General features: G+C 73.6%; 18 protein-coding genes. 2 read left to right on the forward strand and 16 right to left on the reverse strand.

Annotated elements, in window-relative coordinates; translation table 11 throughout:
* Window positions 1-43: 43 nt before the first annotated feature.
* Window positions 44-589 (forward strand): HD domain-containing protein, encoded by a 546-nt coding sequence (locus KSP35_RS04120; protein WP_216999170.1) that lies wholly within the window; start codon window positions 44-46, stop codon window positions 587-589.
* Window positions 590-614: 25 nt separating this feature from the next.
* Here the strand turns inward: KSP35_RS04120 and KSP35_RS04125 are convergent, their stop codons facing one another.
* The 9 genes from KSP35_RS04125 to KSP35_RS04165 all read right to left on the reverse strand — a co-directional run bounded on the left by KSP35_RS04125 (window position 615) and on the right by KSP35_RS04165 (window position 9,054).
* Window positions 615-2,216: an alkaline phosphatase family protein gene (locus KSP35_RS04125; protein WP_216999172.1), complete on the reverse strand. Its 1,602-nt coding sequence runs from the start codon at window positions 2,214-2,216 to the stop codon at window positions 615-617.
* Window positions 2,217-2,298: 82 nt separating this feature from the next.
* Window positions 2,299-2,994, reverse strand: coding sequence for a 1-acyl-sn-glycerol-3-phosphate acyltransferase (locus KSP35_RS04130; RefSeq protein ID WP_216999174.1), 696 nt, complete (start codon window positions 2,992-2,994; stop codon window positions 2,299-2,301).
* The gene (cmk, locus tag KSP35_RS04135; RefSeq protein WP_254126980.1) at window positions 2,991-3,659 is read right to left on the reverse strand and encodes a (d)CMP kinase; all 669 of its coding nucleotides are present in this window, start codon (window positions 3,657-3,659) and stop codon (window positions 2,991-2,993) included. The genes KSP35_RS04130 and cmk overlap by 4 nt, the downstream gene beginning before the upstream one ends.
* A gap of 11 nt (window positions 3,660-3,670) precedes the next feature.
* Window positions 3,671-5,005: a 3-phosphoshikimate 1-carboxyvinyltransferase gene (gene aroA, locus KSP35_RS04140; protein ID WP_254126981.1), complete on the reverse strand. Its 1,335-nt coding sequence runs from the start codon at window positions 5,003-5,005 to the stop codon at window positions 3,671-3,673.
* Window positions 5,006-5,014: 9 nt separating this feature from the next.
* Window positions 5,015-6,088, reverse strand: a complete 1,074-nt coding sequence (locus tag KSP35_RS04145; RefSeq protein WP_216999176.1) for a prephenate dehydrogenase/arogenate dehydrogenase family protein — start codon at window positions 6,086-6,088, stop codon at window positions 5,015-5,017.
* 13 nt (window positions 6,089-6,101) lie between these two features.
* Window positions 6,102-6,470 carry a chorismate mutase gene (gene aroH, locus KSP35_RS04150; protein WP_216999178.1) on the reverse strand — a complete coding sequence of 123 codons (369 nt, stop codon included), beginning with the start codon at window positions 6,468-6,470 and terminating at the stop codon, window positions 6,102-6,104.
* 10 nt (window positions 6,471-6,480) lie between these two features.
* A complete protein-coding gene (locus tag KSP35_RS04155; RefSeq protein ID WP_216999180.1) occupies window positions 6,481-7,275 on the reverse strand; it encodes a pseudouridine synthase in 795 nt (264 codons plus the stop codon).
* Window positions 7,275-8,252, reverse strand: a complete 978-nt coding sequence (gene scpB, locus KSP35_RS04160) for an SMC-Scp complex subunit ScpB (RefSeq protein WP_216999182.1) — start codon at window positions 8,250-8,252, stop codon at window positions 7,275-7,277. The genes KSP35_RS04155 and scpB overlap by 1 nt, the downstream gene beginning before the upstream one ends.
* A 4-nt stretch (window positions 8,253-8,256) precedes the next feature.
* Window positions 8,257-9,054 (reverse strand): ScpA family protein, encoded by a 798-nt coding sequence (locus tag KSP35_RS04165; protein WP_216999184.1) that lies wholly within the window; start codon window positions 9,052-9,054, stop codon window positions 8,257-8,259.
* Between the two features lie 105 nt (window positions 9,055-9,159).
* Here KSP35_RS04165 and trpS point away from each other — a divergent pair, with 105 nt between their 5' ends.
* Window positions 9,160-10,140 carry a tryptophan--tRNA ligase gene (trpS, locus tag KSP35_RS04170; RefSeq protein WP_254126982.1) on the forward strand — a complete coding sequence of 327 codons (981 nt, stop codon included), beginning with the start codon at window positions 9,160-9,162 and terminating at the stop codon, window positions 10,138-10,140.
* Window positions 10,141-10,318: 178 nt separating this feature from the next.
* Here trpS and KSP35_RS04175 read toward each other — a convergent pair whose 3' ends face one another.
* From KSP35_RS04175 to KSP35_RS04205, 7 genes are all read right to left on the reverse strand, one after another.
* Window positions 10,319-10,837: an HD domain-containing protein gene (locus KSP35_RS04175; RefSeq protein WP_216999186.1), complete on the reverse strand. Its 519-nt coding sequence runs from the start codon at window positions 10,835-10,837 to the stop codon at window positions 10,319-10,321.
* Window positions 10,838-10,865: 28 nt separating this feature from the next.
* Window positions 10,866-11,192: a TraR/DksA C4-type zinc finger protein gene (locus KSP35_RS04180; RefSeq protein ID WP_216999188.1), complete on the reverse strand. Its 327-nt coding sequence runs from the start codon at window positions 11,190-11,192 to the stop codon at window positions 10,866-10,868.
* 103 nt (window positions 11,193-11,295) lie between these two features.
* Window positions 11,296-12,243 (reverse strand): site-specific tyrosine recombinase, encoded by a 948-nt coding sequence (locus tag KSP35_RS04185; RefSeq protein WP_216999190.1) that lies wholly within the window; start codon window positions 12,241-12,243, stop codon window positions 11,296-11,298.
* Between the two features lie 13 nt (window positions 12,244-12,256).
* The gene (locus KSP35_RS04190) at window positions 12,257-12,808 is read right to left on the reverse strand and encodes an NUDIX hydrolase (RefSeq protein WP_216999192.1); all 552 of its coding nucleotides are present in this window, start codon (window positions 12,806-12,808) and stop codon (window positions 12,257-12,259) included.
* Complete coding sequence (locus KSP35_RS04195) at window positions 12,808-14,481, reverse strand: CTP synthase (RefSeq protein ID WP_216999194.1); 1,674 nt, start codon at window positions 14,479-14,481, stop codon at window positions 12,808-12,810. Before KSP35_RS04195 ends, KSP35_RS04190 begins: the two co-directional genes overlap by 1 nt.
* A 69-nt stretch (window positions 14,482-14,550) precedes the next feature.
* Entirely contained in the window at window positions 14,551-15,411 is an 861-nt protein-coding gene (locus KSP35_RS04200) for a hypothetical protein (RefSeq protein WP_216999196.1), read from the reverse strand.
* Window positions 15,408-17,297 carry a hypothetical protein gene (locus KSP35_RS04205; RefSeq protein ID WP_216999198.1) on the reverse strand — a complete coding sequence of 630 codons (1,890 nt, stop codon included), beginning with the start codon at window positions 17,295-17,297 and terminating at the stop codon, window positions 15,408-15,410. Before KSP35_RS04205 ends, KSP35_RS04200 begins: the two co-directional genes overlap by 4 nt.
* Between the last annotated feature and the right edge of the window lie 283 nt (window positions 17,298-17,580).

Genomic DNA, 17,580 nt, shown 5'->3' on the forward strand with positions numbered 1-17,580 from the left:
CCGGGCCGAGCGGACGGCGCCGGAGCACGGCAGACTCGGGTGCATGAGCAGCTTCACGCGGATGGACGAGTCGACGGCCGAGCAGTGGGCGGTCATCGGGGCCGAGACCATGAAGAACCAGCCCCGGGTGGCCGAGGAGGTCCTCGCCATGCTGCGCCGGCTGGAGGGCATCACCGACGGCTTCGGCACGAACCAGCTGGTGCACGCCCTGCAGACGGCCACCTTCGCCGAGCGGGGTGGGGCCGACACCGAGCTCGTGGTGGCCAGCTTGTGCCACGACATCGGCAAGCTGATCAGCGTCTTCAACCACCCGGCCATCGCCGCGGAGATCCTCAAGCCCTACGTGCGCGAGGAGGTCTACTTCGCCATCAAGGCCCACCAGGACTTCCAGGGCAAGCACTACTACCACCACTTCGGTGGCGACGTGAACGCCCGCGACAAGTACGAGGGCGAGGCCTTCTACGAGCTGGCGGCAACCTTCGCCGACGACTGGGACCAGACGGCGTTCGACCCGGACGGCGAGTACCTGCCGCTGGAGCACTTCGAGCCGCTCGTGCGCGAGGTCTTCGCCCAGCCGCGCTCGATGTAGGCGCCTCCGCCGAGCGCGACCACGATCAGGCCATCGGCCCCTCGGCGGGGTCCGGTGCCGTCGGCTCCTCCATCAGCCGGGCCCGGGCGGCGAGGACGGCCAGGCCGGCTGCCACCGCCGAGACGCCGGCGGCGGCCAGCTCCGGGGCGTGCTTCGGGCCGGTGAGGGGCAGCTCGCCCACGATCGGCGTGGCTCTCGGAGCCACCCCCACCGGCGCACCCGGTGCCGGAGCCGGCACGGTGGCAGGTGGGAGGGTGGTGCTGGTGGTCGTGGTCGACGGCGGCGCGGCGGTGGCCGGGAGGATCGTCTTGGGATCGGGCACGTCGGGCTGGCAGGCGCTGCCGGTGGCGGGCAGGCCGGGCTCGGCGAGCTGCGGCGGCTCGGCGAAGGCCTTGGTGGTGAGGTCCAGCGTGTCGAGCAGGTCGTTGGCGTTGGCGTCGCGGTAGGTCAGCGCACCGAGGTTGAACTTGGTCTCGATGAGCTTGAGGATCGAGGTGTGGTCGTAGACCGTGCTCGACACGTGGTTCGGCTTCGACCACGGCGAGATCACGAAGCCGGGCACGCGGAAGCCGTAGCGGTCGAAGGCGCCGGGGAGGTCGGGCGGCACGTCGATGTCGGGCTGGACGGCATCGGGCGCCACCGCAGGCGGCGGCGCCACGTGGTCGTAGTAGCCGCCGTGCTCGTCGTAGGTGAAGACCAGCACCGTCTTCTCCCAGGCCGGGCTGTCGAGCACGGCCTTGATCACCCTCGAGCTGTACGCCTCGCCGAGCTGGATGTCGAAGGGGTTCTCCTCGGTGTAGGTCTCGAACCCGGGGCTGACGATGGAGACCTGGGGCAGCGAACCGGTGGCGCAGTCGGCCAGGAACTGCGGGAACGTGCGCACCTTGTCCTTGTTGGCCGCGTGGACCTCCGGGAACAGCAGGATGTCGGGCAGGTCGAAGGCGTAGTCGGCCCAGCTGATGCCGTGGTCGTTCAGCCGGTCCCAGATGGTGCCGTTCGGCGCTCCCGGGTTGGCCAGGATGGCGTCGGTGTCGGTGGCGACGAGGCCCACCGAGGTGGCGGCCTGCAGGTACCGGCGGTTCGGGTACGTCTGGCAGGGCGCCGAGGCGAACCAGCGGTCGCAGAGCGGGAACGTGCGGGCCAGGTCCCAGTAGAAGGGCAGGTGGCCACCGTCCCAGTACTTCATGGCGTTGGTGTTGCCGTCGGCCAGGAACCCGGTCATGGCACCGCCGGCGTACTGCCGGTGCGTCGAGTTCCAGCTCTGGCTCACGCCTTGGCCGGGCTGGCAGGTCTCGGTGGCCCGGAAGACCGCGAGCGGGTCGAGCCCGCCGCCGCGGGGGTTGGCGTTGGTGGGGGTGCCGGCGCCGTCGAGGGTGTAGCCGTCGCCCACCTCGAGCATCCCGAAGTAGCTGTCGTAGGAGTGGTTCTCTTGCATGTACACGACGATGTGCTCGATCTGCGGGAGCCGGTCGACCCCCTCGGGCTTGGACGGGTCCGGCCGCGACCCCGGCCCCAGCACCCCCGGCGCCGCCCACACCTGCGATCCCCGCAGCCCGCCGGCCAGCGCGTAGCCCGCGCCGGCGGCCATCCCCTGCAGGACCCGTCTCCGACTCACTCCCCTGGTCACGGCGGGCACGGTACGCCTCGGCGTGGTGTCGTGCTCGTCGGCGAGGTGGCCCACCGGCCACGGGCCGGTGAACGCTCGGCGATCAGGTGTTGGGGGTCCCGGCCGCCACCTGGGCTTGGTCGAAGAGGTCCTGGATGATCGGGTGGAGCTCCGCGGTGCGGGCCTTGATGGCGGCACGGCGCGCCTTGGGGCCATCGGCCTCCGGGGCGGCGAGCGCGGGGCCCACCACGAGGCGGATCTTGTGGGGCTTGATGAACTTGGCGCCCTTGGGCATGGCCGTCTCGGAGCCGCCGATGCCCACCGGCACGATCGGCACGCCGGTGCGGCTCTGCACGAAGGCGGCGCCGTCGAAGAGCTCCTGCACCACGGGGCCGCTCTGGCGGGTGCCCTCGGGGAAGATCACCACCGGGTCGCCGGCCTGGAGGACGGTGATGCAGCTCTGGAGCGCCTCTCGGTCTGCCGTCCCTCGGGTGACGGGGATGGCGCCGAGGGCGGTGAAGATCCGGTCCCAGACGCCCACGAAGATCGAGTCCTTCGAGAGGTACCGGATCCGCTTGTCGGTGCAGATGAGCAGCAGCAGGAAGTCGATGTTCGACCGGTGGACGGGCGTGAAGATGAAGGCGCCGTCCTTGGGCACGTGCTCCTTGCCGGTGGCCGACACCCGGAACCAGAGCTTGGCGAAGCCCACCAGCACCACCTTCACCGCGGCGTAGAAGCGCAGCTCGCCCTTGGTGGCGGGGCGGCCGTCGTTGCGGGGCGTGCCCGTCGGGGTGCTCACGGCAGCATCCCGGCGAGGTCGGCCACCAGGTCGTCGATGCTGCGGTCGGTGGTGTCGACCAGCACCGCGCCGTCGGCCAGCTCGAGCGGGCTGGCCTCGCGGCCCTGGTCCAGGGCGTCGCGTCGGGCGAGGTCGGCCGCCACGGTCTCGTAGCTGAGGTCGGAGACCTCCTTGGAGCGCCGGGCGGCACGGACCTCGGGCGAAGCCGTCAGGTACACCTTGAGGGCGGCGTCGGGGAACACCACCGAGCCGATGTCGCGACCCTCGAGCACGCCCCCGCCCCGCTGCTCGGCCCACTCCCGCTGGCGCCGGACCAGCTCGCGGCGCACGTCGGGGTTGGCGGCGACGATGCTGACGGCCCGGGTGACCTCGGGGCCGCGGATCTCGATGGTGGCGTCGGTGCCGTCGACCACCAGCGTGCCGTCGACGAGCGTGAGCTCGACCTGGCGGGCCAGGCGGGCGACCACCTCGGCATCGGCGGGGTCGATGCCCCGGCGCAGCGCGGCGAAGGTGACGCCCCGGTACATGGCCCCGGTGTCGAGGTACTCGAGGCCCAGGTGGGTGGCGAGCCGCCGCCCCACCGTGGACTTCCCCGACCCGGCCGGACCGTCGATGGCGATCACGGTGAAGGGGCGCTCGGGCCCGTCGCTGCTGGCGTCTGACACGAGGGTCGAGCCTAGGCGGTCGGCGCGGCGGCGCCGCTGGCCGCATCGGGCGCGAGGCCGAAGATCGGCAGGTCCCAGTAGCGGGGGAACGTCTTGGCCACGCAACCCGGCTCGGCGATGGCGATGCCCGGCACGGCCAGGCCGAGGAGGGCGAAGCTCATGGCCATGCGGTGGTCGTCGGAGGTCTGGACGACGGTGGGCCGAGGCGTGCCAGGGCGGATGGTCCACCCGTCAGCGTCGATGGCCACCTCGATGCCGCAGCGGGCCAGCTCGGTGGCCACCGCCTCGATCCTGTCGATCTCCTTGCGCCGGATGAAGCCGATGCCGGTGACGGACACGGGACTGCTCGCGAAGGGGGCCACCACCGCCAGGGTCTGGGCGGTGTCGGAGAAGTGGGTGAGGTCGAAGGTGCCACCCGTGAGGCTCCCCCGCTCGGCCCGGACCTCGGTGCCGACGTCGTCCCGGGTGACGGTGGCCCCCATGGCCCCCAGCACGTCGGCGAAGGCGACGTCGCCCTGCAGGGCCTGCTCCGTGAGGCCCAGGACGCGGACCCGGCCCCCGCAGATCGCTGCAGCCGCCAGCGGGTAGGACGCTGCGCTGGCATCGGGCTCCACGGCGTAGGTGCGGGCCGTGTAGCCGCCCGGTGCCACCGCGAAGGTGCGGGGATCGGGCTGCTCGACGGTGGCGCCGAACGCCGCCATGACGGCGATGGTGAGCTCGACGTAGGGGCGCGAGACCAGGTCGGTGGTGAGCTCGACCACCAGGCCATCGGGCAGGCACGGCGCCACGAGGAGCAGGCCCGAGAGGAACTGGCTGGAGGCGTCGCCCGGCACCCGCACCACGCCGGAGCGGAGCCCGCCCCCGGAGACGGTGGCGGGGAGGTGGCCGGCCGGTCCCTGCTCCTCGATGCCGGCGCCGAGGTCGCGCAGCGCGCCGAAGGTGGTTCCCATGGGACGGAGCTGCATCTGCGGGTGCGCCGTCACGCGGTAGGCGCCCCGGCCCAGGGCGAGCAGCGGCGGGACGAAGCGGGCGGTGGTGCCCGACTGGCGCACGTCGATCGGCTCGTCGGTGCTCGGCAGCGAGCCCGCTCCCCCGGTGACGGTGATCTCGGCCGCTGCCTCGTCGGTGCTGACCTCCAGGCCCACGGCGCGCAGGGCGCCGACCATGGCCTCGGTGTCGTCGGCGAAGAGGGCGCCGGTGAGCCGTGAGGTGCCCGTGGCCAGCGCGGCGCAGACGAGGGCCCGGTTGGTGACGGACTTCGAGCCCGGGACCCGGACGTCGACGTCGAGCGGGCCGGGGGCCGGGACGATGGGGTACGGATCGGGCAGGGCCGAGAGGTCGAGCACGGTGCCGGCCTAGCCCAGGTGGTGGACGGCGGGGCGGTAGCCCCGCTCGACCAGCCCGATGCGGAAGGCCTCGGCCCGAGCGGTGTCGACTAGCAGGATGAGCACGCCGCGGTCGCCCTCGCTCGAGTGGGCGACCTCGATGTCGGCGATGTTGATGGACAGGTCGCTGGCCAGGGTGGCCACCTCGGCGATGACCCCGTCGCGGTCGGGCACCGGGATGCGGACCTCGGCGACCTCGGCGGGGCGGACCACGCGGCTGGGCAGGTTGCGCCGCGCGCCTTGAGCCCGCTCGAGGGTGCTCAGCAGCTGGTCTCGCTCCCCGTCGGCGACCATCGCCCGGAGGCGCCCGAGCTCGTCGACGAGGCGGTCGATGACCTCCACGATCGCCGCCTGGTTCTCGGCGCAGATGTCGGGCCAGATGGTGGGGGTGCCCGCGGCGATGCGGGTCATGTCGCGGAAGCCGCCGGCGGCGAGGCGGAGCAGCGCGGCGTGCTCCTCGGCCCGCTCATCCGCGATGCCCATCAGCGCCGCTGCGGTGAGGTGCGGGACGTGGGAGACCACGGCCACCAGCGCGTCGTGGCGCTCCGGGGCCAGGGCCACCACCTCCGCGCCGAGCATGCCGGCCACGCCCGCCACCGCCGTGTAGTGGTCGGAGTCGGTGTCGGCGACGGGGGTGAGCACCCACACCGCCCCCTCGAACAGGTCGGGCGTGGCGCCCTCGACCCCGAGCTGCTCGGACCCGGCCATGGGGTGGCCGCCGACGAAGCGGGGGTCGCCGACCTGGGCGACGACCGAGGCCTTCACCGAGCCGACGTCGGTGACGATGCCGGTGGTCTCGGCCAGGGCGCGGCGGACCTCGGCGGGGATGGCCCGCACCGGGGCGGCCACGAAGGTGATGGTCGACTCGGGATCGATGCCGATGGCGTCGATCGCGCCCAGCTCCAGCGCCCGCTTCTCGACCTCGGGATCGACGTCGGTGCCGGTCACGTGCCACCCGCTGGCTCGCAGGGCCATGCCGATGGACCCGCCGATGAGGCCGGTCCCGATGATCGAGGCGCGGTGGGCGCCGGGGAGCACTGCCATGGGTCGGGCCGGCTCAGCTGGGGAGGTCGTCGCGGAGGGTGACCGCGCCCTCGAGGTAGACGTGGTGCAGCTCGCTGCGGGGCCGGTCGGTGGTGAGGTGGGCCAGGACCCGGACGCAGCGGGGCATGGACCCCGGCACCGGGATCTCCCGGGCGCAGAGGAGCGGCACGTCGCCCAGGCCGATGGCCCGCGCCCCGGTGGCCGGGAACGCCGAGGTCAGGTCCTCCGTCACGGTGAACCAGATGCTGATGAGGTCGTCGTGGTCGACGCCGTTGCGCTCGAACATGGCCTCGAGGAGCGCGACGGTCCGCTCGGCGATCTGCTCGGGGGTGTCGGCGTCGACGGTGGTCGCGCCGCGGAGGGCGCGGACGGCTGCAGGCATCGGAGCGATGCTACTGATCGGCGCCGTCAGCTCCTGCGCCGGCGGACCGGTCGGTGGGCACACCGGGGCCGGGCGTGGTGCCGGGGCCGGCGACGGCCGTCTCGAGCGACCGCAGCTCGGGCAGGGTCAGCTCCCGCCACGCTCCGGGGGCGAGCCGCCGATCGGTGAGCGGGCCCACCTTGGTGCGGATCAGCCGCTGCACCGGGTGGCCCACCGCGTCGAGCATGCGGCGCACCTGGCGGTTGCGGCCCTCGTGGATGGTGAGGCGGACCAGGGTCGGCGCCACCAGGGCGGCCTGGGCCGGGGCGGTGGTGCCGTCTTCCAGCTCGATGCCCTCGCGGAGCCGCCGCAGCGTCGCCCGCGACGGCTCGCCCTGCACCTCGGCCAGGTACTCCTTCTCGACCCCGTGGGACGGGTGGGCGATGCGGTTGGCCAGCTCGCCGTCGTTGGTGAGCAGCAGCAGGCCCTCGGTCTCGAGGTCGAGCCGGCCGACCGGGAACACGCGAGGCTCGGCGGGGACCAGCTCGAGCACGGTGGGCCGCCCCTGCGGGTCCGAGGCCGTGGTGATGACCCCGGCCGGCTTGTTCAGCAGGTAGTACACGAGCCCGGGCCGCACGCCGATGGGGGCGCCGTCGACCTCCACCAGGTCGACGTCGACCTCCACCCGACGGCCGAGCTCGGCCACCTCGCCGTTCACGGTGACGCGCCCCTCGTCGATGAGGTCCTCGCAGACCCGGCGGCTGCCGATGCCCACCCGGGCCAGCACCTTCTGCAGGCGCTCCCCGGTGTGCTCGTCGGAGGCCATCAGGCGTCGTCGGTCGGGGGCTCGGTGTCGGTCGAGGTCGTGGGGTCGGTGTCCGGCTCGGGCGCGGCGACGTCGGCCTCGGGCAGCAGGTCGACCTCGGCCGACAGCTCGCTGCCGGGGGTGGCGAGCGCCTCGGGGCCCGGCGCTCCGGGGGCCGCGTCGGCCATGAAGCCGGGCTCCGGCAGGGGCTCGACCTCGTCGTCGGGCTCGGACCAGTCGACCGGCTCGGCCCAGCCGGCGGGCGCCGCCGCCGAGTGGTCGTCGTCGTGGGCCGCGGCGTCCTCGACCTCGTCGATCGGTGAGCCAGGGACCCCGGCCTGGCCCGTCTCGGCCGGAGCCTCGGGCGCATCGGTCGGAAGCGAGCCCTGGACGGGGCCCGGCGCGGCCGTCGGGCGATCGACCGGGTGGGGCACCAGCGGCTCGGCGCGGAGGCCCTTCTCGAGGGCCTCCATGATGTCGGCGGAGGGGAACAGGTCGGCGATGGGCGGCAGGTCGGCGATGCTCGCCAGCCCGAGGCGTTCGAGGAACTCGTCGCTGGTGCCGAACAGCGTGGCCTGGCCGGGGCCGGGGTCGCGCCCGACCTCGGTGACGTAGCCCCGCTGCTGGAGGGTGCGCATGACGCCGTCGACGTTGACGCCGCGGATGGCGGCCACCTGGGCCCGCGACATGGGCTGCTTGTAGGCCACGATGGCCAGTGTCTCGAGGGCGGCGGCCGACAGTCGGGCGCTCTGCCCCTCGAGCACGAAGCGCTCGACGTAGGCCGACAGGTGGCCGTGGCTCTGGAAGCGGTAGCCGCCGGCCACCTTCACCAGCACGAAGCCGCGGTCCTGGGCCTCGTAGCCGGCGGCCAGCTCGGCGCAGAGCTCCTCGACCCGGGCCGGTGACACCTCGAGCACCTGCGCGAGCAGGTGGGGGTCGACCGGTTCCTGGGCGACCATGAGGATCGCCTCGATGGCCTTCTCGGCCTCGCTCGCCATCCGGCTAGCCCTCGTAGACGTCGATGCGACCGGCGAGGTCCACGAAGACCGAGCGATCGTCGTCGTCGACCTCGCCACCGATCCAGGTGATCGTGAGGTCGCCGAAGGTGGTGGGCTGGTCGAGATCGATCAGGCCCTGCTTGTACATCTCCAGCACGGCGAGGAACCGGATCACGACGTCGAGCCGCTCGACGAACGCATCGGTGAGGTGCCGGAAGGTGATGCGCCCCACCCGGGGCAGCTCGTCGACGAGCTCCGACACGGCCTCGGTGACGCTCAGCCGGGACGGGGCCACGTGGTCGAGCTCGACCCGGAGGACCGGCTTGGGGGTGACGGCCCGGACGAAGGCGGCCGCGATGTCGTCGCCGGTGACGCCGGCCAGCAGGTCCGGGGCCAGGTCGAAGAAGCGCTCGTCCAGCCCGGCCGTGCGGGGGAAGGACCGGCTGGCGTCGTCGGCCAGGGCCGAGAGCAGCAGGGCGGCGTCCTTGAAGGTCTTGCACTCGACCAGGCGGGCGAGCAGCAGGTCCCGCTCCTCCCACAGGCTGAACTCGTCGTCCAGGTCGACCTCGGCGTCCTCCGGCAGGAGCCGGCGGGTCTTGAGTTCCACCAGGGTGGCGGCGATCAGGAGGAACTCGGTGGCGACCTCGAGGTCGAGGTGCTCCATCTTCTCCAGCTCGGCGAGGTAGGCGTCGACGATGCGCGACAGCGAGATCTCGTAGAGGTCGACCTGTTCGCCGATGATGAGGTGCAGCAGGAGGTCGAACGGCCCCTCGAACCCTGTGGTGTGCACCTCGTAGGCCATGGCCGACAACCTAGTTACACCCGTGTGGTTTCGTCCAGGGGTCCGCCACCCGGCGGCCCGAATCGTGTATCGGGGGCTCGGGGCCCGAGCCGTAGGATCGCCGCCATGACCCGCGTGTTCTCCGGAATCCAGCCCACCGGCAACGTCCACCTCGGCAACGTGCTGGGGGCGCTGGTGCCCTGGACCGAGGACCAGCACCGGGCCGACAGCCTCTTCTGCGTCGTCGACCTCCACGCCCTCACCCGGCCCCAGGACCCCGACGAGCTCCGGGCCACCACCCTGCGCCTGACCCAGATCCTCCTGGCCGTCGGCCTCGACCCCGAGGTGTGCACCCTCTTCGTCCAGAGCCACGTGCCCCAGCACGCCGAGCTGGCGTGGCTGATGGAGTGCACGGCGGCCTACGGCGAGCTCAGCCGCATGACCCAGTTCAAGGACAAGTCGGGCAAGGGCGGCTTCGTCTCGGCCGGCCTGTTCACGTACCCGGCGCTGATGGCGTCGGACATCCTCCTGTACGACACCGACCTGGTGCCGGTGGGCGACGACCAGCGCCAGCACGTCGAGCTCACCCGGGACCTCGCCGAGCGCTTCAACTCGCGCTACGGGCCGACCTTCACCGTGCCGCAGGCGACCTTCCCGAAGGCCGGGGCGCGGATCATGGACCTCCAGGACCCCACGGCGAAGATGTCGAAGTCCGAGGACCAGGCGCCGGGCACGATCCTCCTGCTCGACGAGCCCAAGTCCATCGAGAAGAAGATCAAGCGGGCCGTCACCGACACCGAGTCCGAGGTGCGCTTCGACGTCGCCGCCAAGCCCGGCGTGTCGAACCTGCTGTCGATCCTCGGCGCCGCCACCGGCCGCACGCCCGAGGAGGCGGCCGCCGGCTACGAGCAGTACGGCCCGCTCAAGGCCGACACCGCCGCCGCGGTCGTCGAGCGCCTGGCCCCCATCCAGGCCCGCTACGCCGAGCTGGCCGCCGACCCCGGAGAGACCACCCGCCTGCTCGCCGTCGGCGCCGCCAAGGCCACCGAGCTCGCCGCCGCCACCGTCACCCGCGCCAAGGCCAACATCGGCCTCCTCCCCCGCTGACCCCGCCCCGCCCGGCCCTCCCCGCTCGACCGCCCTCCCGCAACTTGTGGGCCGAGAGCGCCAAAAGTGGCGGTGTGGGCCCACAAGTTCGCTGGGGTGGGTCGATCCCTCCGCAACTTGTGGGCTGAGGGTGCCGGAAACGGCGGTGTGGGCCCACAAGTTCGCCGGGGTGGGGCGATCAGTCGTCGTCGGCGTCCTTGAGGGCGTGGCCGACGGCGAGGGGGACGGTCCAGTCCTCGGCGGGGAGGTGGTGCTCGGCGGCCCAGGCCACCGTCAGCGGGGCCGAGCCGGCGAGGCCGAGCAGCTCGGCGCCGAGGCGGGGGTGCTCGAGGTACAGGCCGACCTTGCGGGTGAAGCCACGCGTCTCGGTCCACACCACGGCCTGCTCGCGGCCCGCGATCTTGGCGGAGAGCGTCGCGATGACCCTGCCGTAGGTGCCGAGCCCGGAGACCGTCTTGCCGCAGTCGTGCAGCAGGGCGGCGGCGAGGACCGGGCGGGTGGCCTCCGCTCCGAGGGCGGCCTCGGCGCGCCGGGCGACGCCGGCGGCGTGGCGCCGGTCGACCGCGGTCATGCGCCGCCACACGTCGGCCTCGCCCTCCAGCAGCTGGGCCTGGGCCCACTCGCGGTCGGACGCGCTCGGGCCGATCGGCAGCACCGACCCGAAGAACCGCTTCACCAGGTGCCCGGCACCGGCCACGTCGTCGCCTCCCCGCGCCTGGACTGGCTCAGGCGTGGTCGATGCAGAAGCGCGTGGCGGGCATGGCGTCGAGCCGATCGGCGCCGATGGCCGTGCCGCAGACCTCGCAGGTGCCGTAGGTGCCCTCGTCCAGGCGGCCCATGGCGGCCTCGACCTCGCCGAGCTGCTCGCGGAACTGGGCGGCGAGGGTGAGGTTCTCGCCGTGGCCGGCGGCGACCTGCGCCGAGTCGGCGAAGTTCTCGTCGAAGTCCGGAGCCTCGGAACCGTCCTTCTCCAGCTCGTCGAGCTGGCGCTGGAGGTCGGCGCGCTCGGCGTCGAGGTCGGTGCGCAGCTTGGTCTGGTCGGTCGTGGACATGGGTGACAGGCTACCCAGCACGGGGCCTCCGATGACCCTTCGGTCGGCGCCGGGGTCCCGGCCCGGTCCGGTCCGTGGCCCCGCTGACCAGGGCCGACGGCGTTCAGCGGCGGATCACGGCCCGGGGGTGGGCATCTCGGTAGGCCGAGAGCAGCCGCTCGGTGGAGACGAGCGTGTACACCTGGGTGGTGCTGATGGAGGCGTGGCCGAGCAGCTCCTGCACCGAGCGGATGTCGGCGCCGTGGTCGAGCATGTGGGTGGCGCAGGAGTGGCGCAGCACGTGGGGGCTGATCGAGCGGGCCAGCCCGGCCCGCTCCCCCGCGGCCCGCACCACCAGGTAGGCGCTCTGGCGGGACAGCCGGGCGCCGCGGGTGCTGAGGAAGATCGCCTCGGCGTCGCCGCGCCGGGCCCAGCGCTCCGGTTCGAAGGTGGGTCGCCCGCCGGGTCCGAGCCAGGCCACGAGGGCGCGCAGGGCGTGGCGGCCCAGGGGCACGATGCGCTCCTTGGCGCCCTTGCCGAAGGCCCGGAGCAGCGCGGCGTCGAGGTCGAGGTCCGAGAGCGACAGCCCCACCAGCTCGCCGATGCGCAGGCCCGTGCCGTAGAGCACCTCGAGGATCGCCCGGTCCCGGAGGGCGATCGGCTCGTGGCCGACGACGCTGTCGAGCAGCCGTTCGACCTCGGCCTCGCTCAGCGCCTTGGGCAGGCCGCGGGGCACGCGGGGCACCTCGATCTCGGCGCCCGGGTCGGCGACCCCCTCGGTCTCCTCGGCCAGGAAGCGGTGCAGGCCGCGCACCGACACCAGGGCCCGCTTGACCGACGAGGTGGCTCGACCCTCGGCGCGCAGGTGGCCGACGTAGTCGGTTAGGTCCCGCTCGACCACCGCCGCGATCGCCGTGCCCCGGTCGTCGAGCCAGGCGACGTAGTCGCGGAGGTCTCGGCGGTACGCCGCCAGGGTGTTGGCCGACCGCCCTCGCTCCACCCGGAGCCAGGTGAGCAGGTCCTCGACCTCGACCGGCACGGGGTGGGCGTCGGCTGCGACGTCGAGGGCCACCGGTCGCCGCCCGTCAGGCCAGGGCGTCGCGGGCGCGGAGCAGGCCGATGATGGTCTTGGCGTCGGTCAGCGTGCCGTCGGCGATGGCGGCGTCGAGGTCGGCGAGGTCGAAGGTCTCGACCGTCATGTGGTCCTCTTCGGGGCCCTGCCGGTCGTCGGGCACGTCGGTGAGCTCGGTGGCCAGGTAGATCAGGGCGTGCTCGTCGCTGATGCCGGCGGACTGGTGGACCTTGGCCAGGAGCTGCAGCCGGCCGGCGGCCTTGCCGACCTCCTCGGCGAGCTCGCGCGCTGCGGTGACCTCGGGGTCGTCCTCGCCGTCGACGTCGCAGAGCCCGGCGGGGATCTCCAGGAGCAGCTGGTCGATGGGCCCGCGGTACTGCCGGACGAGGATGACCGTGTGGCCGTCGTCGAGGACCGGGACCATGGCGACCACCCGCTTGTCGCGGATGACCTCGCGCACGAACTCGCGGCCATCGGGCGCCGCGAAGGTGGCGCGGGTGACGGTGATGCGGTGGCCGGAGGCGAGCTCCTCCTCGTGGAGGAGCCGGAAGCCGTGGTCGGCCACTAGAGGGCGCGGTCGGCTTCGGCGTCGACCAGGTCGACCGGGCGGTCGAGGTCGAAGAGGTGGGGCGAACGGCCCTCGGCCCGGCGCAGCGCGGCGCCGACGAACTCGCGGAACAGCGGGTGCGGGTTGGTGGGCCGGCTCTTGAACTCGGGGTGGGCCTGGGTCCCGACCCAGAACGGGTGGGTGCGCAGCTCGATGAACTCCACCAGCCGGTGGTCGGGCGACGAACCGGAGAGCCAGAGGTCCGAGGCGCTGAACTGGCTCTGGTAGCGGGGGTTGAACTCGTAGCGGTGCCGGTGGCGCTCGGAGACGACCGGCTTGCCGTAGGCCGCCGCCACCTTGGAGCCCGGCTCGAGCTCGGCGACGTAGGCGCCCAGGCGCATGGTGCCGCCGAGGTCGGTGACCTCGCGCTGGCTGTCCATCAGGTCGATCACCGGGTGGGGCGAGCTGGCGTCGAACTCCGAGGAGTTGGCGCCGGCCAGGCCGAGCACGTTGCGGGCGAAGTCGATGGTCATGACCTGCATGCCGAGGCAGAGGCCGAGGCACGGGATGTCGTTCTCCCGGGCGTAGCCGGCCGCCGCGATCTTGCCCTCCACCCCCCGCTCGCCGAAGCCGCCGGGGATCACGAGGCCGTCGAGGTCGCGCAGCCGGTCCGCCGCCAGCAGCCCTTCGACCTCTTCCGCCTGGATCCAGACGATCTCGACCTTGGCGCCGTGGTGGAAGCCGCCGTGCTTGGTGGCCTCGACGACCGAGAGGTAGGCGTCGATGAGCGTGACGTACTTGCCGATGAGGCCGATGCGCACCGGCTTGACCGCGGCCTCGACCCGGCTGACGAGCGACTCCCACTCGGTGAGGTCGGGCTCGCCGGCGTCCTCGAGCCGCAGGATCTTGCAGACCTCGGTGTCGAGGCCCTCTTCGTGGAGCACGAGCGGGATCTCGTAGATGTTGCCGGCGTCGGCGCAGTTGACGACCGCCCGCTCCTCCACGTCGCACAGGTTGGAGATCTTGCGCTTCAGCTCGTTGGAGAGGGCGGCCTCGCTGCGACAGACGATGGCGTCGGGCTGGATGCCCCGGCTGCGCAGCTCGGTGACGGAGTGCTGGGTGGGCTTGGTCTTCTGCTCTCCCGACGGGCCGATGAACGGCACCAGCGTGACGTGGACGTAGCAGACGTTGTCCCGGCCGACGTCGAGGCGGAACTGCCGGATGGCCTCGAGGAACGGGAGGATCTCGATGTCGCCGACGGTGCCGCCGACCTCGGTGATGACGACGTCGACGTCGGGCCCGGTGAGGCGGGTGATCCGGCGCTTGATCTCGTCGGTGATGTGCGGGATCACCTGGACGGTCTTCCCGAGGTAGTCGCCGCGGCGCTCGGCGGCGAGCACCGCGGAGTAGATCGAGCCGGTGGTGGCGTTGGAGCCTCGGGACAGGTTCTCGTCGATGAAGCGCTCGTAGTGCCCGAGGTCGAGGTCGGTCTCTCCCCCGTCGTCGGTGACGAACACCTCGCCGTGCTCGAACGGGTTCATGGTCCCGGGATCGACGTTGATGTACGGGTCGAGCTTCTGCATCGTGACCTTGAGGCCCCGCGCCTTGAGCAGCCGGCCCAACGAGGAGGCCGTCAGGCCCTTCCCCAGCGAACTCGCCACGCCACCCGTCACAAAGATGTGTTTCGTCACGGGATCTCACGGTAACCCGTCAAGGCACCTGGACGCGCGGACGGTGGTCCGGAGGCGGAGAAGCCCTGGTCAGCCGGGATCGTCGCCCCGGAGCCGACCGAGCTGGTCGACGGCTCGCAGCGGGCCGACGCGCTCGATCACGGCGCTGAAGGAGGTCCGCTCCCCCGCCACGTTCGCCGCGACCAGCACCGCGAGCACCGCGAGCTGGGCGGCCGTGCCGGTGGTGGCCACCACCCCGAGGCCCAGCGCGGCACCGAGCGGGTTGGCTCCGGCGTCGCCCAGCATGAGCTGCTCGCGCAGGTCGAACGCGAACAGCCCGCCGACCGCGCCGAGCACGGCGGCGACGCCGACCAGCGCCGGCCGCTCGGCTCCCGGCGTGGCGAGGACGAGGAGGAGCAGGGCCACCAGCCCGACCTTGGTGACCCGGCCGGGCGCCCGGTCGAACAGGTTGGCGGTGTTGGCGGCCAGGGCCACCACCGCGGCGCCGAGCAGCAGGCGGCCGAGGCCGACGGTGAGCGGAGCGGCCACGGCGATGCCGATGAGCCCGCCACCGAGCAGCTTGAGCCCACCGGTGGTCAGCCGCCCCTGCGCCAGCGCCCGCAGGTGGCCCCGGAAGCCCTTGTCGCCGTGGTCGCCCACCAGGTCGTCGACGATGCCCAGGAGGCCGAAGCCCAGCGCGGCGGCCAGGGCGAGGAGGAGGCCCAGCTGATCGGGTCCGCCCTCCTGGCCTCGTGCCGCGTCGACCACGGCGAACGACGCCTCGACGGCGACGACGGCGAGCACGGCGAGCACCCCGACACCGACGGGGACGTCGATGCCGCGCACGTTGCGGCGGGCGAAGGTGGTCCCGGCGAACAGGCCCCGAGCGCCCAGCCAGGCGGCCGCGGAGAAGCCGGCGCCGAGCAGCAGCGCGGCCAGGAGCCGCATCACGGCGCGGACCCCGGCGCGGCGCCGACGCCGTCCGGCTCCGAGAGCAGCACGTGGAGGGCGGCGGGCACGAGCACGGTGGCCATCATGGCCGCCACCATCACGCCCGAGTCGTTGAGCGCCGTCCCCAGCAGGGCCAGGGCGAGCCCGCCGGCGACCAGCGTGCGAGCGAGCGGCCGCTCGAGGAGGGCGCGCACCTGCGGGCGGGCGAAGGCCCACAGCAGCCCCGCGAGCAGCGCGGCGGAGATGGGGATCCAGACCAGCGAGGAGGCCCGGAACGAGGCGAGGGCGGCGAGCCCCTTGCGGATCACGACGTCGCCGCCGCCCCCGCCGTCGGTCAGGCGGCGAGCCAGGCGCCCGAGGTGGGTCTGGGATCGCGCCGGTCGGCTCAGGTCGACCAGCGTGAGCAGGCCGAGCACCCCGACGGTGCCGGCGAGGCCGGCAGCGGCCCGGCGCCACGACGTGCGGCGACCCGACAGGGACCACATCGTCAGGGCGGCCACCGGGCCGAGCGCCAGCACGCCGCCGACGTCGGACCCGAGGCCCGGGGCCCCGTCGATGGCGATGGCAACGGCGAAGACGGCGCCGGCGGCGAGCAGCGCCGGTCCCCCCGGGCGACGGCGCTCCACCGCCTGCCAGGCGGCGACGGCGAGCACGAGGGTGGAGGCGGCGAGCAGGCTGAAGGCGTTGTTGCCCATGCCGGCGAAGCGCCCCGCCACGGTGGGCGAGTTGCCCAGCACGGTGCCGAACTGGAGCGCGCCGCCGGTGGCGACGTCGACCACCAGCACGGTCCAGAGCAGCGCGCTCACGGCCAGCACCGAGCGGACCGGCGGGCGGAGCCACCAGGCGGCGCCGCCGATGAGGGCGGCGAGGGTCCAGGCGGCACCGGACCACGCCGGCTGGCCCCAGGTGCGCACCGACACCGCCCCGAGCAGGTAGGTGGTGATCGGCACCACGGCCACCACGAGGCCCATCCACCGCACGAAGCCCCGGGCGGCAGGCCGGAACCTCCCGAGCGGGAGCACCGCTGCCAGCAGGGCGAGCAGGGCCCAGCTCGAGAAGACGATGGGCAGCGTCACCAGGAACACCCCGGTCGCCCGGTCGACGAAGCGGGCCTCGGCGATGGCGCTGCGGAGCGTGGCGATCCGCTCCCGGGCGCCCCCGCCAGCGGCGTCGGCGGTGATGGGCGTCCCGTTCATGGCCGCTGGCACGGGGATGCCGAGGGCGTCGAGGATGGTGGGGGCCACGTCGGGCAGGGTGACGTAGCCGGCGCGGCGGGTGGTGGCCGACTCCGCCAGGCCGGGCCGCACGCCGGGGCCGACGAGCAGGAACGGGGTGGGCTGCTCCCGGCCCGACGGGGCGGTCGAGGCAAGCACGATCAACAGGTCGTTCGGCCCCAACCCCTGGGTCACCGCAGCGAGGGCGACGTCGGCGCCCGCCACGGCGGCGCGACGGGCGGCCCGCCCTGCACCGGCCGCTTCGGCCCAGGCGACGTCGCCGATCTCGACAATGGTTGCCTGGCGGGGTGCGGCGAGCGCGCCGACGGTGACCCCCAGCCCGTGCGGATCGCTGGCGCGGGGGCTGGTGTCGGTCGTCAGGGTGGAGCCGACGCTGCCGCGATCGAGCACCCCGGCCGGGCCGTCGCCGTAGGGGCGGGCGAGGGCCAGCGCCGCCACGCGGTCGACGTGGGCGCCGCGGTCGTGGTCGGCCACCACCGCCGTCTGCCACCCGTGCTCGGCCAGGGCCGTTCCGAGCGCGCCGATCACCGCACCCTGGTGGCGGCCCTCGTTGTCGGCCACGACGGCCCGCAGGTCGGGGACCACGATCGCCGAGCGGAGGTCGATCGACCGATCCGGGTGCGGGGTGCGGCGACCGACCTGTTCCGCCACCGTCACGAGGTTCCCCAGCCGCTCCTCGCCGTAGCGGCCCGACGTGCCCTCCGAGACCGGGGCGACCGCTCGTGCGCCGGCGCCCAGCGTGGCGTAGGCATCGGCGCGGTCGGTCTGGCGCCCGATGGTCTTGAGGCTGATCGCGGCGAGCGCCCCCCCCGCTCGGCCAGGCCGGCAAACGCCGGCATGGCGTGAGGCGTGAGGTCGTCGAACCCAAGGCCCGGGATGGCCACCACCAGCACGCGGCGCACCGGGGCCACCGGCGTGGGGCGGGACGCCTCGG

This window comes from Aquihabitans sp. G128 (assembly GCF_019048865.1).
Taxonomy (GTDB): Bacteria; Actinomycetota; Acidimicrobiia; order Acidimicrobiales; family Iamiaceae; genus Aquihabitans.

What these genes read in the sequence shown, in the direction of transcription:
- KSP35_RS04155 (WP_216999180.1), bottom strand. Translation starts at nt 7,275, where the DNA reads ATGGCCTCCGACGAGCACACCGGGGAGCGCCTGCAGAAGGTGCTGGCC.
- KSP35_RS04145 (WP_216999176.1), bottom strand. Translation starts at nt 6,088, where the DNA reads ATGGCAGTGCTCCCCGGCGCCCACCGCGCCTCGATCATCGGGACCGGC.
- KSP35_RS04120 (WP_216999170.1), top strand. Translation starts at nt 44, where the DNA reads ATGAGCAGCTTCACGCGGATGGACGAGTCGACGGCCGAGCAGTGGGCG.
- KSP35_RS04165 (WP_216999184.1), bottom strand. Translation starts at nt 9,054, where the DNA reads ATGGCCTACGAGGTGCACACCACAGGGTTCGAGGGGCCGTTCGACCTC.
- scpB (WP_216999182.1), bottom strand. Translation starts at nt 8,252, where the DNA reads ATGGCGAGCGAGGCCGAGAAGGCCATCGAGGCGATCCTCATGGTCGCC.
- trpS (WP_254126982.1), top strand. Translation starts at nt 9,160, where the DNA reads ATGACCCGCGTGTTCTCCGGAATCCAGCCCACCGGCAACGTCCACCTC.
- KSP35_RS04180 (WP_216999188.1), bottom strand. Translation starts at nt 11,192, where the DNA reads ATGTCCACGACCGACCAGACCAAGCTGCGCACCGACCTCGACGCCGAG.
- aroH (WP_216999178.1), bottom strand. Translation starts at nt 6,470, where the DNA reads ATGCCTGCAGCCGTCCGCGCCCTCCGCGGCGCGACCACCGTCGACGCC.